Raw genomic sequence first — 17,516 nt, forward strand, 5'->3', positions numbered from 1 at the left:
CTCCTCATTCATTTTCAATTCATCTTATGCGACTATCTAGGTGTTTGTGCGAGTAAATTTAATTACATAATGGGACTGTTGCGAGATAATGTATTGTATGCGAATACCCATTGAATGTTCCGGAATGCACTACCCGCCACCATAGAAAAGTGGTAAACTAAGATTCAGCAATGTAGTGATAATTTGAAGAGGAGGATGTATTCATGTCAAAAAGCAAGGCAAGACGAAAAAGGGATCATGTTCTTAGAAATACTGGCCGGGATGTGACGAGGCTCCGAAGTACCCTACCAGACTTTTCTTTAATGGAGCGCACAACTAAAACGAAAAAGGAAACATTAGCAAAAGATCAAACAAAACACAAAAAACGATCTCCGCATGAAAGGGACATTCCTTTAAGCAGAGATCGTTTTTATTTCAATTATCCACCTAATTACACCATTCTTCTATTAAGAACAGCTTCCAGGCGTAGAGTTTTTCACTTGTGATCCGGTTTCACCACGGAGTATGTCTCCCCCGGTGGTTTCAATGATATGATCCGTCACATTATTAGAAATAACTGAAGCAACAATTTGCAGTAAATCATTCACGTCCGTTTGAGACTCTTTAAATTGTTGGACGACTGGAATGGCCTCGATTTCCTTTTCCAGGTTTTCAATCTTTTCTTCAACCATTTTTAACGCTTCTGTCTTACCATAGTGCTGGAAGTTTACCGCTTGTTTTTGTAAGCTCTTAATACTTGCAATCATTTCACGCACTTTTTGATTTTCGTGAATCTGAGCTTCAGCGCGTTTAAAGAAATCAACTTCTTCTGTTTCAGCAATCATCGTTGCAAGCTCTTCTGCCCGCTTCATAATATCGTCTTTTGTGTACTTTGCCATATTAATTCACCTCTACCGGTTCTTGAAATTCTGATCCAATCAGGCCTTTTTCGACCATTTCTCCATCCAGTGACCACGATTTAGCATCTGTGATCTTAACCTTTACAATTTTTCCAATGGCTGTTTTAGGAGCCTTGAAGTTAACAAGCTTGCTGCGTCGGGTATAGCCGGCAAGGATGTCAGGGTTTTTCTTACTCTCTCCATCCACGAGCACCTCGACGATCTGTCCTTTATAGTTCTTCATTGCTTCAGCAGAGTATTCCTTCACAACTGCATTTAATCGTTGAAGCCGCTCTTTTTTGACTTCCATCGGTACATTGTCATTCATTTTCGCCGCAGGAGTACCTTCCCTAGGAGAATAGATGTACGTAAAAGCCGATTCAAATCCAACTTCCCGATATAAAGAAAGTGTTTCTTCGAATTGCTCGTCGGTTTCATTCGGATATCCGACGATGATGTCAGTTGTAAGAGCAACGTCCGGCATCGCCGTTTTAATTTTCCTTACTAATTCCAGAAATTGCTCACGTGTATACTTACGGGCCATGATCTTTAGAACATCTGTCGATCCGGATTGAACCGGTAAATGAATATGCTCAACCAGATTCCCTTTTTTCGCGAGGACTTCAATTAAATGATCATCGAAATCCCTCGGGTGACTCGTCGTAAATCGAATACGTGGAATATCCACTTTTCGAAGGTCATCCATTAAATCTCCTAAGCCATATTCAAGATCCTCGATATCTTTACCGTAGGCATTCACGTTCTGACCAAGAAGAGTGATTTCCTGATACCCCTGGGCGGCAAGGTGTCGTACCTCCTGAATGATTTCTTCAGGACGGCGGCTCCGTTCCTTACCGCGTGTGTATGGAACGATACAGTATGTACAGAACTTGTCACACCCGTACATGATGTTCACCCATGCTTTAATGTTACCGCGGCGTACCTTCGGAAGGTTCTCGATGACGTCCCCTTCTTTAGACCAAACTTCTACGACCATTGCTTTGGACATATAAGCATCGGACAGGATTTTAGGAAGACGATGAATGTTATGGGTTCCAAAAATCATATCAACCTGCTGGTATGTTTTCAGGATTTTATTCACAACAGATTCTTCCTGGGACATACACCCGCATACACCGATTAATAGCTCAGGTTTTTCCCGTTTCAAATGCTTCAGGTGCCCTAATTCTCCAAACACCTTGTTCTCAGCATTTTCACGAATCGCACATGTATTTAAAAGGATAACATCTGCATCATCAGTCGAATTCGTCGCTTCATAGCCTAATGCCATGAAAATCCCTGCCATCACTTCTGTATCATGTTCATTCATTTGACAACCGTACGTACGAATATAGAATTTCTTGCCTTCCCCTAAACCTCTATATTGATCATCAATCGTAAAGTCATTATGATATTTAATTTCTTCCTTCCCACGCTTTTTGGCATCTTTTAACGATGGTGGGATATAGACACTTTCAAAGTATTTACTGTAGTCCTTTTCGGATTTTTGGTCCGATGGAATAACAGACTTCGTTTGTTGTCCATGTTTTCGTTGCTCTTCGTTCATGAAAAATCCCCTTTCTACCTCTATAACCAAACCGCTTATCTTCTATTATAAAATAAACGAAGAAGATATACATTATTGCACATTATAATAGTATAAAGGTTTTTGAGGCTACATACAATAGAGGCGCTTAAGTGTTGAAATTTGTTCGTAACTTCCTGCATACCTAGATAAATGGGCTTTCATCCATGTAACTACCCTTGCAAATGGTGCATAACGTAAAGTAAGACAAATACCCAGGGAGGAGATTCAAATAGCAAAGAATGAAATAAAGACTCCTATGTATCACATAGAAAACCAAGAAAAATTATACCTCCATTCCAAAATAGATGAACTAAACCAAACCATTGAAAGATTACAAGAAAGCTATCTGTATGCAGAGGTTCAGCATTATAAAGAACGTATATCTTCACTACTCATCAATTTAGAGAAACTAAACGAGGAAATTGAAGTTAACCGGGTTTCTGAGGAAGAGCTGATGAAGGATCGAAATGGATTTAAAGAGGGCAAAGAAAAACTGGAGGTGCAAGTTAATGCCCTTCATCATCAACTACACAACAAGGAAGAACTTCTTTATGAAAAGGTGAAAACCATTCATGAATTAGAGCAAAGGCTCCTCCAAATTGAAAATGAGCGCAAAAATCTGTCAGTATCCTTTTCCAAGCTGGAAGAGGAAGTGGTTTCTATTCGTCATAAGCTTCACAATAAGGAAGATGTAATTCAGGAAAAGGTTGAAATGATTAAAGAGTTTGAAAGTACGCTGCTCAAAACTGAAGCGGAGCGGAAAAACCTGTCACTTTCCTTATCCAAGCTGGAAGAAGAAATAAATTCCGTCCGTCTCGCACTTCACCAGAAGGAAAAACTTCTTCAAGATAAGATTGAAACCATTAATGAGCTAGAAAAAATGCTACTCCAAAAGGAGAACGATACCAAAAACCTGTCACTTTCCCTTTCCAAGCTAAAAGAAAGCCAACACAAATCATCTACTGAAAATAGTGCGATCATCAATGAAAATCAAACACTATTACAACTAAACCATTCCTTAAATACAAAGATCCATAGCCAACAAGAACATATTGCTGATTTAAATGCAGCATTGAATCATTCAGAAGAGACGAAGAAAGAGATGTTCCATAGCCTGATTTCTAAAACAGAAGAGTTAGAGAAGCTGATGGCTGAGAGAAAGCATACACTCGATTCATTGCAATTCGCTAAGGATCAATTAATAGAATCAGAAAAACAAAAGATGGATCATATTAAAACATTTATTGGCCAGTACCAAAAGCATTTTGAAGAAAATGAGTGGTGGCTCTCCACACAATTTGCAGATATTGATCAACGGGCGAAGCAACAGGATGAGCGGATTGAAGCCGTTGAGCAGGAGCAAGAGCTTCACTTCATGCAACAGAATGAAGTACTAATGGAAAAGTTTGAAGACGTCGAGCAACGATTTGTAGAGTTTATTGAAGAAGTCGATTCCATTCGTGACCATAATTCCAAAATGACTAACAATCTCTTTGAGCTGAAACGTCTGGTTGAGCACCAAAAGAAAAGTCATACCCATATCATCACCCCCCGTCAAAAACCTCCAGGAGATAAAATTACAGCACAAAGGGATCATCATTCAACAAAAAATGAGAAGAAATAAAAACGTTGCCACTGGAATTCCAGTGGCAACGTTTTGGGTTAATTTGGTTAAAATTAAAATGTAATCTTAATTTTATTGTTTGAGCTAAACTGAAGCTCTTGTTCTTCGAACAACACAAACCCTAAAATGGTTGATGCCTCTTGCTCTTCAAGGTTTTCAATTGTAAATTGCAAGCCTTCCACTGCCATTGTTTCTCCTGGTGAGATGGATGATTCCTGTATGGATTCTATCCAATAATCACCGGTAGAATAAGCCTTTTCCAACCAGTCATTACCGATATACTTCCACCCTTGTGCTCCACTTTGTCCTTGAATGGAAAAAACATCACTCATTTCAGGGGGCAGTATCTGTCCTCCAATCTCGATCTTATCAGGTGGATCCATTCGAAGGCAGATTTTTGGGTTGATTAAATCTATGTTTCCAGTGTTCTTAATAAAGAAATCGGCTTTGATCGTATAGCGCTCTAATTTCCGATTGGGTAATAAATTGTAATCAAAATATATTTCAGCATTTGCCCTTTTTTCCTGGACTTCACGTACTTTTCGATTCGCTTTTCTCATTTTGATTTCTTCGTATGTTTTATCATCCATTTGAATATCGGGATTAAATTTCTTCTTTTCTCTCAATTTTATGTTTTTTTCTCCCACTTGCTCAGTTGTGGTTTGAAAAAGATGTAAAACATTTAAATCAATTAAACTCGGCTTCTGATTACCAAATAGCGTTTTTAGAACACATTGAGTGAGAATATTAGGGGCTTCTTTTAATAAAAACTCCTCTTCCTTACAGAACATAGAACATCTGAGGTGAGGAATGGAATGGTAATCAGGTAACAAGTAATACCCTTTAAATGGCAGTTCATCTTTATAACTAGAGAGATTTTTTTTTATATTAATGGAATTCAGTCTTTCATTATGTCCAACAGAAATTAACTGGTTACCTCCTTTCGATTTACTTAACACGAATTCAACAAATAAATCGCCTTCCATCAGTCTTTCAGTATCATTTTTTGTGGAAACTTCAATTCCATAATTAGTTAGTACCTCTATCACTTTGTCGTTTATTTGACTATTTATATCTTCATCTTTTGTATTCACTGATAGCCACAATCTTTTTCCATAAAGAGAACTCCTCACTTCCACGATTTGTTCTTCTTCGTTCAAGTGAAATTGAAGATTATTCTCTGCACAATAAAATTGGATGGCAGCTAAAAAGTGCGCTGGTATAGATCCCCATTCATGGTCATTGACCTTTAAATTCATATAAATGCTCACCACCCTCCTGATGTTGTCTATGTATCTTATGAAAACTGAGAATAAATTATGATTTAGTTCTTTCTTATGTCACAAACGCCAATATTGATGCGCTTGTGTTTATGGTTCATCCAGCTCCTTTTATCGAGGAAGTCAATCAGAACTTAATGACCCAAAATACTATTATTAAAAGTTTCGCCTTACGTCTAGCGGTACTAAAAAAAGATGCTTTCGTTTTAAGGGTAGGCTGATGTTTGTTTTATACTACAGCCCTCTCCTCTCATTGTTTTTCACATAAACTAGTAAGAGTCAGGTGATCAATCTACACTTCATCATTTTAATGGTGATGATCATGTTACTGTCTGCATTATTTAATAAAATCGATGTTATATGAAAGGAGAATTTTCTATGATTACCCCTCATGGCGGTAAACTCATTGACCAGGTAGTAAAAGAGAAAGAACGTGATGAGCTATTGACTCGAATGTCCTCCCTTCCATCCATCACGCTGGATTCATGGGGGCTTTCCGATTTAGTTCTGATTGCCACAGGTGCCTTTAGCCCCTTACAGGGATTCATGAACCAAAAAGACTATCTGAATGTGCTGAAAGACATGCGATTGGCAAATGGGCTGGTTTGGAGTTTACCTATTACGCTCCCTATTTCTAAACGATTGAAGGATAGTCTTTCAATTGGTGATACCGTTTTTCTTAAAGGAGAGGATGGAGTGGTCTACGGTATGATGGATATACAAGAAATGTATGAATACTGTAAAGAAGCAGAAGCGCTTTTCGTATTTAAAACATTGGACAAACTTCACCCCGGTGTTCAGAAGACCTTTACAAAAGAGGATGTGTATGTAGCTGGACCCGTTAAGCTTCTTCAATACCCTGATGGTTTCAGAAGGGATTTTCAATCACCAAAACAATTGAGGGAACGATATACGGAATTAGGTTGGGACACCATCGTCGCATTCCAGACAAGGAACCCCATACACCGGGCCCATGAATACCTTCAAAAAACAGCCCTGGAAAATGTCGATGGACTATTGATTCACCCTTTAGTAGGAGACACAAAGCAAGACGATATCCCTGCAGAGATTCGAATGAAAAGCTATAAAAAACTACTCGATGAATACTATCCTAAAGATCGGGTCCTATTGTCTACTTTTCCTGCAGCGATGAGATATGCCGGGCCTCGTGAGGCTGTATTCCATAGTTTAGTACGGAAAAATTTCGGCTGTTCACATTTCATTGTGGGAAGAGATCATGCTGGAGTTGGGAATTATTATGGAACATTTGATGCTCAGAAAATCTTCTCAGAATTTACAAAAGAAGAGATAGGAATAGAGATTTTAAAATTTGAACATGCATTTTATTGTATTAAGTGCGCTACGATGGCGACGACAAAAACGTGCCCTCATGACGATGAATTTCACATTCATTTGAGCGGAACCAAAGTACGGAAAATGTTAAAGGATGGGATCATGCCACCAAAGGAATTTTCAAGACCAGAAGTGATTGAAGTACTTATAAATGAAATGAGCCGTGATTCATAGATCAAGGTATACCACAAGGAGACGACATCATGATAGAATTTTATATTGTAATATTTGGAATGATTGTTATGCTCTCATGCCTGGTCTTTGAATTGGAACGGCCCGAAATCGTTCTACCCGCAACTCTTCTCCTATTCGTATTAACAGGTGTGATTACGCCTCAGGAAGCTACAAGGGGCTTTTCTAATGAAGGGATGCTGACCATCGGTTTATTGTTTATAATAGCTGGTAGTATTCAAAACAGCGGAATTGTAGATCGCGTTTTTCAGATGTTGCTGAATCATTCAACTTCAAGAAAACACATACTTGCCAAGATTCTCTTCCCAATCTCTTTCCTATCAGCTTTTCTTAACAATACTCCCATTGTCATTGCATTCACTCCTCTTGTTAAGAAGTGGTGTGAAGATCATCATCTTTCCCCTTCAAAATTCCTGATCCCCCTTTCTTATGCGACGATTCTTGGCGGTACTATTACACTCATTGGAACATCGACGAATCTTGTCGTGCATGGTTTACTTCTTGATCATAACCTTCGGGGCTTCACTTTTTTTGAACTTAGTAAGATCGGGGTTCCAATAACCCTCGTTGGTTTATGTTACCTTGTATTTTTCAGTTCTTACTTGTTGCCAGTCCGTCAAAGCAGCCCCATTACAAACCTAGAGTCCTTGAGGGAGTTTACAGGTGAAATCCTAGTACTTGAAGAATTTCCATATATCCACAAAACTGTTGAACAGGCCAGATTAAGGAGCTTAAAAGGACTATTTCTTGTCAGTATTATTCGTGATGACGAAATTATTACCCCTGTCACAAATACAACCATTCTTAAAGAAAATGATCGTTTAATTTTCATAGGGGACATTACGACCATAACGGAGCTTCAGTTCAGTAAAGGGCTTCAATTACAAAGTAATAACGGTTCATATTTCCCCTTTCATCAATTGGTAGAGGCTGTCGTATCACATCATTCAACCTTATTATATAAAAAGATCAAAGATACGAATTTCAGGAGTAGACACAATGCAGCCGTCATCGCTGTTCATAGGCAAAATCAGCGTTTAAAAGCCAAAATTGGGGATGTTGTTTTAAAGCCTGGAGATATTTTGTTACTCGTTACTGGATCTGATTTTCATAAAAAAGTCCATACAAATGACTTTTATTACGCAACACCAATTGATAATAAAATCAGCACTCACAAACAATCAAAGCAAGGATGGTTCTCTATCGCATTATTGGGAACTATGATCCTATTGGTGACATTAGGCTTTATATCCATGCTGACAGGAATGGCATGTACCGCCTTAGTATTATTTTTATTAAAGATTGTATCTGCACAAGAGGTGAAAAATGCTATCCAATGGAATGTATTGTTACTGGTTTCCTGTTCGTTTGGCATTGGATATGCCTTAATAAATTCAGGTGTTGCCGCTTATATTGCTACTTTATTAATGGAAGCTTCCAGACCTCTGGGAGTATTTGCCATTATCCTGGCAATCTATCTTCTAACCAATCTATTCACTGAAATGATGACTAACAGTGCCGCTGCAGTCATGATGTTTCCTATTATTCTGGAAGTTTCAAGGACAATGGATTTAGATCCGATTGCATTGGCCGTCACGGTGACCATTGCTGCTTCAGCAAGTTTTGCAACTCCAATCGGTTACCAAACAAACCTTATTGTATATGGTCCCGGAGGATATCAGTTTAAGGATTTCCTTAAGGTGGGGATACCCCTGAATATCATTACGATGCTCACAACTGTAGTGCTGATATATTTCTTTTGGCTATGAATATCGGAAACGAAGGAGGTAAAAAGGTGAAGAAAAAGAATATTAAATGGCATGAGGGAAAAGTAGTGAAAGCAAATCGACACAAGTTACACGGGCATAATAGTGCATTGCTTTGGTTTACAGGATTGTCCGGTTCAGGAAAGTCAACCATTTCAGTCGAGGTTGAAAAAGCATTGCATGAAGACGGGATACACACTTACCGACTTGATGGCGATAATATTCGACATGGATTGAATCAGGACTTATCATTTTCAATAGAAGACCGTAAAGAAAACATCAGAAGAGTTGGAGAAGTGTCAAAACTGTTTGTCGATGCAGGAGTATTAACATTAGCTGCATTCATTTCCCCCTTAAAAGAAGATAGAGCATTCGTGAGATCTCTTTTCCAACAACAAGAATTTATTGAGATTTATGTTCATGCAAGCGTTAAGACCTGCATAAAAAGAGATCCAAAAGGGCTTTATGAAAGAGTAGTTAAGGGTGAAATCAAAGGCTTTACGGGAATTGATTCACCTTACGAAATTCCTGAATCGCCTGAACTCATCGTTGACACAGAATGCCAGTCCATTGAAGAATCTGTCGAACAAATCGTCCAGTATTTAAAGAACAATCGATTGATTTAGAAACCTTATTTAAAGGATTCTCTTATAAGGAGTTGAAAACGATTTGGTGAAGGACATAATAGAAATTGCGATACAAGCGGGAAAAAGAATTTTGGAAGTATACGATGATACGTATAACATTCATCAAAAAGCAGATTTATCACCCTTAACTCTTGCAGACCAGTTGTCTCATGAATATATAAAGACTGAACTATGTAAGCTCTCGATAAATATCCCCCTACTCAGTGAAGAAGGCGACACAATCCCCTTTAAAGAGAGAAAGAACTGGTCTTCATTTTGGTTGATTGACCCCCTGGACGGAACGAAGGAATTTATCAAGAAGAATGATGAATTCACCGTCAATATCGCTCTCATCCAAGGGAATCGACCTGTATTGGGAGTAATATACGCCCCTGCCCTTGATATTCTGTATTACGCTGAAAAAAACAAAGGCGCTTTCAAGATATTGCATGCGGGTACTTCCGGGGATAGAAAATCGACATTGATCACTTCCTCATCCTCATTGAGAAAAAAAGTACTCATATCCAGGTCCCATCTATCCAAAGCCACTCAGGACTATGTTGCCCTTTTACAAGTACAGGAAGGGAAACTTGAGTTTTCTTCTATTGGAAGTTCCTTGAAGTTCTGTATGATTGCAGAAGGCAGTGCTCATTATTATCCCCGATTAGCACCTACAATGGAATGGGACACAGCTGCGGGGCAAATAATTGTAGAAGAAGCAAACGGGCAAGTGGTAGAATATGAGACAGGCAATCCTCTTGTCTACAACAAGGAAATTCTCACTAACCCCTCTTTTCTCTGTTCCATATCTTAATATAATTCCGGCTGCTAAAAGAAGCAGCCTTTTTCTGCATTCACGAAAAAACCGTTTTCCCCATACACTACCGTAAACTATATCAGAGCAAAGGAGCGATACTATGGGAAAAGAGCCTCCAAAAGTATCAATCATTTTTCCAGTACGTAATGAAGGTAAGAATGTGAAAATGACTTTGGACTCATTGTTTACGGTTAAGACAAATATTGAGATTGAAGCCATCATAGTGGATGATGGTTCCACAGATAAATGCTGCAATTTTCTGGAAAATTACTTACACCGACACAAAGTGAAGTATGTCCGTGCAAATGCACTAGGTCCGGCAAATGCCAGAAACTTGGGGGCTTCAAGAGCTAAATATCCATATTTAGCATTTTGTGATGCTCATATGACGTTCGAAAATTTCTGGATTGACCGTTTGGTTTATCATATCGTCAAGGGGACAAGCGACGCTGTATGCCCTGCCATAGGATCCCTTGATGATCCATCCATCAAGGGATATGGCCAATCCTTGACCCCTTCACTCAAAATCAAATGGCATCAGAAACGGAAGTCATTGTTTGAAACAGCAGTTTTACCAGGTGCTTGTATCATTACGTCCCAGAGAGTGTTTAACGATATATGCGGATTCGAAACGGGGTTTTCAACGTGGGGACATGAAGATGTGGAATTATCGCTCAAATTATGGCTTTTTGGATATCGCTGCCACTGCGACCCACAGGTAACAGCTCTTCACTTATTTAGAACCATTCATCCTTACAACGTTAATTATGAAGGAATATACTATAACTTATTAAGAATGGCTTACCTTCATTTTGATAATAAAAGAATAAAAAAAGCGAAAACACTTGTCATACATGGTTCGCCTGCTGCCATAGAAAAAAAAGTGATCAAAGATGGTGTACTGCTTAAAAGAGCTCAATATGTAGGCAGAAGAAAGATCGACATCGAAGATTTGTTCAAAAAGTTCAACATTTTCTTTTAGTGAACATCAATATCTCATTACGACAAAGAGTTTCCCGTCGCAATGAGATGCCCGCTCAATGGTTTTTTTCGAAGTACTCGAGGATATCTTTCAAACTTTCTTGCAGTGATAAGGTGGGTTTCCAGAATAATTGACGTAGAGAGGTATTTTCAAAATGAATGTCAGGTGTGTGGTGAAAGTGGTCAGTAAATAATGGAAGATCGCTTTGTGATAGCTCCTTCAGCATTTTTGCAATCTTTAAAAAGGTGAAGGTTTCACCTCTGGCTATCGTATAGCTATGATTCCTTTCCCCTTTAAGCAGAATTAAATCGTAGGCTACAATAGCGTCTCTTACATCTACAAAATCCCTATGATCGAGGATATTATGAAAGTGAAAGGTTTTCGATTTATCTTTCCGGTAATGTAAACATTTTTGGGCAAGTAGTGAGCATATGCCATTGGAATTCCCTGGGCCAATCAAATTGGAAGGCTTTGCTATTCGTATATCCAGGTCATAGAACGTTGACCAACTGGATGATATGAGAATTTGCATATATTTAGATAAGCCATAAGGATGATTGGGATGTTGTGATTGACATGGATTATACTCGATAACAGAGCCTACGATGAGAATAGTGGATTGGGGCACAGCTATTTTTACTGCCTCAAGAAGATTCATCGTTCCTATTACATTTGTATTTATGGTGGAGATCGGATCTTCCCACGAGCGACCACTATGATTCTGAGCAGCAAGGTGAAGGATAAAACGCGGTTGAATAGATTTAAGTATATCACTTAAAGCATCTGCATTCATCAAATCACAGTTCACCTGTCGAACCTTTTTCTGGGGATGTTGAAGGTGACGAACTGCACCGTAGACCTCATACCCTTTATTAACGTAATACTCACATGCATGCCTTCCTGTAAAACCAGATGCACCCGTAATGAAGACTTTACTCATTTCTCTTTCATCCAATCTCGAAGTTCATTCAGCATCTCCCTGTAGCCTTTCACCGGAAACTTGTAATCCCTTCTTGTATGAATAAGAGTCTTATCATGCTCTGGCTCCTCTACAGGGAAAATATCTACTTCATCGTGCTCGAAAATTTCCTTGAATAAAAGCAGGAGCTCAAATTTGGATATCGTTTCATCGACACTCAAATGATATAGCCCTGAAATATTCTCCACTATCAAAGCTTGAATGGCCTTTGCCAATTCAAGGGTCGTTACACCATTCCAGAAGACATTTTTATATCCTTTTATACTTCCTCTCTGTTGAAGGAACCAATGGAGGAGACCTATACCGTCCTTTTTTAATTCCGGGCCTATGATGGAAGTACGGACGGTCAGATGAGGCGGAGTTTCGATTTCGCCAAGTGATTTAGATTGGGAATAAACGTTCCAACCATCTTTTTGGTCCTTTTCAGTATACTTTCCTTTGTCTCCAGAAAAAACACAGTCTGTGCTGATGTGGACCAGTTTACCTCCGTATTCATTTACCATGTCCATCAATGAGTGCGGTAAAAGGCTGTTCACTTGGATGGCTTCCTTCACATGAGTTTCGGCGTAATCGTTAAGAAGTCCTGTGGCGTTGATGACGATTTCAACCTTATGCTCCAAAACGACCTTTCTTACATTTTCTAGATCCCTTACATCTAATAAGATTCCTTTGGGATCTTCTTTTCTAACCGTATATAAAACGTGATGGCCACAACGTTTCAAATGTTCTACGATGACGTGACCTGCCATTCCGTGGCCCCCCAGAACGAGGATGTTCATTCTAGAAAACCCCCATCTTTCAGCATTGTTTTGATCTGTTCATACTGTATGATATTGTCACTGGAAGAATACGTATCTAAATCTACTTGGGGGAAGTCCTCGTAATATTCCATTAACCCCTTGATAGGTATGGTTGGGAGGATGACAAAATACTCGTTATCATACACAATTGTATTATGACTTTCAAATTCAGTTAAGAGAAGCTCGTGGAGTTTCTCTCCTGGACGGATTCCTGATTCCTCAACAATCACTTCCTTGTCAGGTGAGTACTGATCAATTAATACTTGAGCAAGATCGATGATTTTACACGTTGGCATCTTCATAACAAAGATTTCTCCTCCATGACTTTCAAATGTTGCCTTGAATAGCAGTTTAATAGCATCCTTGATCGTAAGAAAAAAACGGGTCATTTTTTTATCTGTAATACCGATTTTAGATTTGGTCTTGATTCCATGCTTGAATACATGTATGACACTTCCATTTGTACCCAATACATTTCCTCCACGAACACAGACAAACTTTGTTTTATCCGTTATTACATTTGCATTAATGATCAATTTCTCTCCCATCGCTTTTGTAAATCCATAGAAATTGGAAGGGTTCGCGGCTTTATCAGTGGAGATATTGATGACCTTTTCAACATTATTTTCAATTGCTGAATCTATAATATTCTGTGTGCCCATTACGTTTGTTTTCAATGCCTCCAAAGGCTGGAATTCACAGACAGGAACGTGCTTTAGAGCAGCCAGGTGAAAGATGTAATCGACCCGTCGAGTGGCTTCCGAAACCGCTTCTTTGTCTCTTACATCCCCAATGATGAACGTCAACTTAGGATGATTCTCAAATTTTTGTTTCATTAATACCTGACTCGTTTCATTCCTGGAAAATATACGAATCTCCTTTGGATCTTTTTCAAGCAGTTGAGATACCAGTTCATTTCCCCATGATCCAGTACCCCCAGTCACAAGAATTGTTTTATTAGTAAACAATGTCTGAACCCCCTAGTAGAATATTAATCACTTTATCAGAAACATTTGTATCAAGATACTCGGCTGGACAAATCCATTGTGATGGTTTCGAGCACATTACCTTCACACCATTTAAAATGGCCGTTTCCTTTAACCCGGAAATGAAATTGCTGCCGCAATCCACCGTTTCTGGCCGCTCCGTTGTCTTTCTGACCGTTACAGTCGGAATATGAAATATACAGCATTCCTCTTGAACTGTCCCGCTGTCCGTCAACACACAAAACGCGTTCTTCTCAAGTTTTATGAAGTCAAAAAAACCGAATGGTTCGTGAAGCTCGATTAATGGATGTAATTGTAAATGTGGGGATGAATGTAGTTTGGATCGAGTTCTAGGGTGAGTACTGAGGATAATCCTCTTTTTATAAGTGTCGGCCAGTTGGTTAAGTGCATTCACGATAGTAGATAAATGTGTCGGGTTGTCAACGTTTTCGGCACGGTGGATGGTCGCCAGGAAGTATTCTTTTTTCTCCAAAGTTAACTCTTGAAGGATGGAGCTACCTTCAATCTGTACATCATATTGATTAAGAACTTCGAATATCGGGTTTCCTGTAATGATGATTTTACTGGATGTCATGCCCTCATTGAGTAAATTGGTTTTGCTGTATGGTGTGTAAACAAGATTATAGGAAGATACTGCATCAATAATTTTCCGGTTTTTTTCTTCAGGTACATTCAAGTCAAAACAACGATTTCCAGCTTCCATATGGACGACAGGAATCATCATTCTTTCTGCGAGGATTGCACTCAAACCGCTATTTGTATCCCCCAACACCAGTACCTTGTCCGGTTTTTCTTTCAGTAAGATTTTCTCCAGCTCTTTAAATAAAGATGAAAGTTGTTCTCCAAGTGATTGTTGTTTACCTGCCAACACATAATCCGGCTCTCTTAATCCCAGTTCTTTAAAGAAGATCCCATTTAAGGAGTGGGTAAAATTCTGCCCTGAATGGACAATAATATGGTCATCCGCCAGCAGATCCAACTTCTTCATGATTACACTCAATCGGATGATCTCTGGCCGCGTTCCCAAAACAGTTACAATCTTCATGATCACCTCTCCTTTTTCTTTCTCTTATATATTTATGTTTAGAAGGGGGTCATGTCCTAGACTACTCTCTCTATTTTCAAAAAAGGCGAATGCCCCACCAGACATTACCTGATACTGTTTTTCATTTGAATGGCTTTAGAGTATAGCTGGACCATTTTCCGTCCTAATGTATTTACATCCCACATTTCTTTCCCCTTTTGAGAAGCATATTTACTCATTTGGTCGCGTATTGCTGGATTATTCAAAAGGAATTCTATCTTCTCCGACAACTGCCTGCTATTCCCTTTTTCTATAATGAAACCATTCTTGTTGTTTTCAACCATCTCCGGAAGTCCTCCAGCATTGCTAACAATTGTAGGAACACCGAGTAACTGTGCTTCTATTACTGCAAAAGGCTGATTTTCCTGCAGGCTCGGAAGAACAAGCATGTCCGATTGGTATAATACTTCTTTCACTTTTGAAGTATTTCCCCAGAATAATACATTCTTCTCGACCCCTAGTTTTCGGCAACTTTCTTTTAAGCTTGTTTCAAGTTCCCCCTCACCCAAAATCCAACATTCCCACTTATCCCTTGACCTCAAGAATGAGAGAGCTTCTATTAAATTGTGCAGTCCTTTTAAATAGACCAGGCGACTATTGACTAATATGATCTTCTTCGCACCCTTACGCTCGAAAGGGGAATCAACATTAAAATGAGAAAGCTCTACTCCATATTTATAGGTTTGAATATTGAATGTATCAATTTTGAATTCTTTTTCGATGATTCCTCTCATCCATTGACTTGAAGTATGGATGAAATCACTGGATTCATATCCTACTTGTTCAAGACGGGCATAATACTGAAGTATGAATGAGTTCCATATCGCTTGATCCTCTATACTAGTATTCAAGGATTTATACTGATGGAATATGGCACCAGTTAAATATCCATGACCACTGGTAATCAGCGGGACCCCCGAGGGCTTAACACGACTTAGTGCCACCGCGGAAATGACATCCTGTGCATGAATGATATCGTACTTAGTCATGTCAACATTGGAAACACCCTGCTCAAATATATACCGATTTAATTCCACATGATATACCCAGGGATCTCTCGCCAAATGGGGAACAGATCTCATTAATTTCTTTTCAACATAGGAACGATACTGGCTAAGATCAATCACTGTCTCACTACCCAATATAACTACTTTTGAGTTATTATCCCTTGTACATAAAATATCTACATTATGACCTTGCCCGACAAGATAAGTCGACAAGTTAGAGACAAAAGACCAGATACCTCCCCCTGGTAGAGGAAACACTGTCGCAATTAATATATTCATCAACCATCAATCCTTTGTAAATTGTTCTAGGATGGATTTTAATCGTGTATCTGGTATGGTGAGTTTCTTGTGATTCAAAGAATTGTGGATTCTATGCCCGTTACTATTAACGCCTGATCCACGTTTTCCATACACATGCCTAAGGTAATTTTTTCTTGGTAACATGTATTTCACTCCATTTAACAAAATGATGTATTACGGTCATGCTTCTTGATTGATTAACGAATAGCCGCCATTTCAATGAATTGAATAAATTACATTGAAGTTATACTCCTCAAGATTTTTTTCCCAAACAAGCATGTTTGATTTAATATTGAAACATGATAGTCTTGTTGGCATGACACCAAAATCACCAACATATTTAGTTGAGCCGTCTTTATTTTTTTTACTTGATGGACGTATTCTAGAAAATCCCACCAACACCAAATCTTCTGATATAGGCTTAATTCCCCTGCACCATCCGATTTTCTCTTGATGTTTGCTGATTTCTACAAGGTTCACTACTCTCTCCATTTTAAGTGTTTTCGCGTTTACGATGACTATTCTTCCGTCAACTTGTGTAAAATAGATCTTCCCATTATAGACGACCCCATCATGTATTAGCTGACGACCTATGTTTATTCTCTTCATTCTGTCTGTTAAACAAATGGCGTCCTTTTGCAGGCACCTGGTCACCCAAATTTCATCATTTAGTTCAAAAACAAAATTGGGATGTGACAGGTGCGGTTTTGTGGTAGGAACTCTTCGATAATCAATATTTGGGTCGAATCGGCTCCAAGGCCCTTCGGCCATCACATTCCAGAGATTTACGATCCCACCTGCTGGGTTTATTTCAACTACCATATCCAATCCTGTGTTAGCGACCAAAAGGTTTCCATTCTTCCTTGGTTTCACATGATGAACATCATTGAATAATGGTAAACTATAATAGTCTATGAGCTTATGCGTAAAGGCATTGTAGACTAGGATTTCTGTTTGGGTACATACAAACAGCCTATCATCTTTTAATGACGCGGCCGTAAATGAAATGGAAGCTTCATGTGCAGGACGGACCTCCTGCGGAGAATTATATTCGATGACTCTTTCTGCTTCTTTGGTCGCCACATCCAACTTTAAGACTACTGCTTTTTTAAACTGTTCCCAATCCTTCATCACTTTTGACTTTTGTTCTGCCCCTACAAGGTATAAATCTTTCAACCCTATCACCTCATTATATTTAAAATTATTCTACTTCAACCGGATAGCAGGTCCGGA

At 38.9% G+C, this 17,516-nt stretch carries 16 protein-coding genes; 7 read left to right on the forward strand and 9 right to left on the reverse strand.

The features are described from left to right. The first annotated feature begins 203 nt into the window (after nt 1–203). Nucleotides 204–485: a ribosome rescue factor BrfA gene (gene brfA, locus AC6CIB_RS05015; protein WP_498278382.1), complete on the forward strand. Its 282-nt coding sequence runs from the start codon at nt 204–206 to the stop codon at nt 483–485. Here brfA and AC6CIB_RS05020 read toward each other — a convergent pair. Further along, nucleotides 447–878: a YlbF/YmcA family competence regulator gene (locus AC6CIB_RS05020; protein WP_498278383.1), complete on the reverse strand. Its 432-nt coding sequence runs from the start codon at nt 876–878 to the stop codon at nt 447–449. The two genes, brfA and AC6CIB_RS05020, sit on opposite strands and share 39 nt — an antisense overlap. A gap of 1 nt (nt 879) precedes the next feature. After that, nucleotides 880–2,445 (reverse strand): tRNA (N6-isopentenyl adenosine(37)-C2)-methylthiotransferase MiaB, encoded by a 1,566-nt coding sequence (gene miaB, locus AC6CIB_RS05025; protein WP_498278384.1) that lies wholly within the window; start codon nt 2,443–2,445, stop codon nt 880–882. 277 nt (nt 2,446–2,722) lie between these two features. Between miaB and AC6CIB_RS05030 the strand changes: the two genes are divergently transcribed. Continuing rightward, on the forward strand, nt 2,723–4,090 hold the full coding sequence (locus AC6CIB_RS05030; RefSeq protein WP_498278385.1) for a hypothetical protein: 1,368 nt from the start codon (nt 2,723–2,725) through the stop codon (nt 4,088–4,090). Between the two features lie 53 nt (nt 4,091–4,143). Here the strand turns inward: AC6CIB_RS05030 and AC6CIB_RS05035 are convergent, their stop codons facing one another. Then, nucleotides 4,144–5,184: a hypothetical protein gene (locus AC6CIB_RS05035; RefSeq protein WP_498278386.1), complete on the reverse strand. Its 1,041-nt coding sequence runs from the start codon at nt 5,182–5,184 to the stop codon at nt 4,144–4,146. Nucleotides 5,185–5,748: 564 nt separating this feature from the next. On the opposite strand from AC6CIB_RS05035, the gene sat reads away from it, so the two are divergent. The 5 genes from sat to AC6CIB_RS05060 all read left to right on the forward strand — a co-directional run bounded on the left by sat (nt 5,749) and on the right by AC6CIB_RS05060 (nt 11,106). Then, nucleotides 5,749–6,897, forward strand: a complete 1,149-nt coding sequence (gene sat, locus AC6CIB_RS05040) for a sulfate adenylyltransferase (protein WP_498278387.1) — start codon at nt 5,749–5,751, stop codon at nt 6,895–6,897. A gap of 29 nt (nt 6,898–6,926) precedes the next feature. Continuing rightward, nucleotides 6,927–8,684, forward strand: a complete 1,758-nt coding sequence (locus tag AC6CIB_RS05045) for an SLC13 family permease (RefSeq protein WP_498278388.1) — start codon at nt 6,927–6,929, stop codon at nt 8,682–8,684. Next, nucleotides 8,681–9,307: an adenylyl-sulfate kinase gene (gene cysC / locus AC6CIB_RS05050; protein WP_498278666.1), complete on the forward strand. Its 627-nt coding sequence runs from the start codon at nt 8,681–8,683 to the stop codon at nt 9,305–9,307. The genes AC6CIB_RS05045 and cysC overlap by 4 nt, the downstream gene beginning before the upstream one ends. 46 nt (nt 9,308–9,353) lie before the next feature. Further along, nucleotides 9,354–10,121, forward strand: coding sequence for a 3'(2'),5'-bisphosphate nucleotidase CysQ (gene cysQ, locus AC6CIB_RS05055; RefSeq protein ID WP_498278668.1), 768 nt, complete (start codon nt 9,354–9,356; stop codon nt 10,119–10,121). A gap of 103 nt (nt 10,122–10,224) precedes the next feature. Then, nucleotides 10,225–11,106, forward strand: coding sequence for a glycosyltransferase family 2 protein (locus AC6CIB_RS05060; protein WP_498278389.1), 882 nt, complete (start codon nt 10,225–10,227; stop codon nt 11,104–11,106). Nucleotides 11,107–11,161: 55 nt separating this feature from the next. Here AC6CIB_RS05060 and AC6CIB_RS05065 read toward each other — a convergent pair whose 3' ends face one another. The 6 genes from AC6CIB_RS05065 to AC6CIB_RS05090 all read right to left on the reverse strand — a co-directional run bounded on the left by AC6CIB_RS05065 (nt 11,162) and on the right by AC6CIB_RS05090 (nt 17,459). After that, a complete protein-coding gene (locus tag AC6CIB_RS05065) occupies nt 11,162–12,046 on the reverse strand; it encodes an NAD-dependent epimerase/dehydratase family protein (RefSeq protein WP_498278390.1) in 885 nt (294 codons plus the stop codon). Then, nucleotides 12,043–12,864, reverse strand: a complete 822-nt coding sequence (locus AC6CIB_RS05070) for a dTDP-4-dehydrorhamnose reductase family protein (RefSeq protein WP_498278391.1) — start codon at nt 12,862–12,864, stop codon at nt 12,043–12,045. The genes AC6CIB_RS05065 and AC6CIB_RS05070 overlap by 4 nt, the downstream gene beginning before the upstream one ends. Then, nucleotides 12,861–13,853, reverse strand: a complete 993-nt coding sequence (locus tag AC6CIB_RS05075; RefSeq protein WP_498278392.1) for an SDR family NAD(P)-dependent oxidoreductase — start codon at nt 13,851–13,853, stop codon at nt 12,861–12,863. Before AC6CIB_RS05075 ends, AC6CIB_RS05070 begins: the two co-directional genes overlap by 4 nt. Further along, entirely contained in the window at nt 13,843–14,937 is a 1,095-nt protein-coding gene (wecB, locus tag AC6CIB_RS05080; RefSeq protein ID WP_498278393.1) for a non-hydrolyzing UDP-N-acetylglucosamine 2-epimerase, read from the reverse strand. The genes AC6CIB_RS05075 and wecB overlap by 11 nt, the downstream gene beginning before the upstream one ends. Before the next feature lie 104 nt (nt 14,938–15,041). Then, a complete protein-coding gene (locus tag AC6CIB_RS05085; protein WP_498278394.1) occupies nt 15,042–16,262 on the reverse strand; it encodes a glycosyltransferase family 4 protein in 1,221 nt (406 codons plus the stop codon). A 237-nt stretch (nt 16,263–16,499) separates the two neighbouring features. Continuing rightward, entirely contained in the window at nt 16,500–17,459 is a 960-nt protein-coding gene (locus AC6CIB_RS05090; protein ID WP_498278395.1) for a hypothetical protein, read from the reverse strand. Between the last annotated feature and the right edge of the window lie 57 nt (nt 17,460–17,516).

The sequence above is a fragment of the Rossellomorea sp. GQ25 genome, assembly GCF_059758515.1.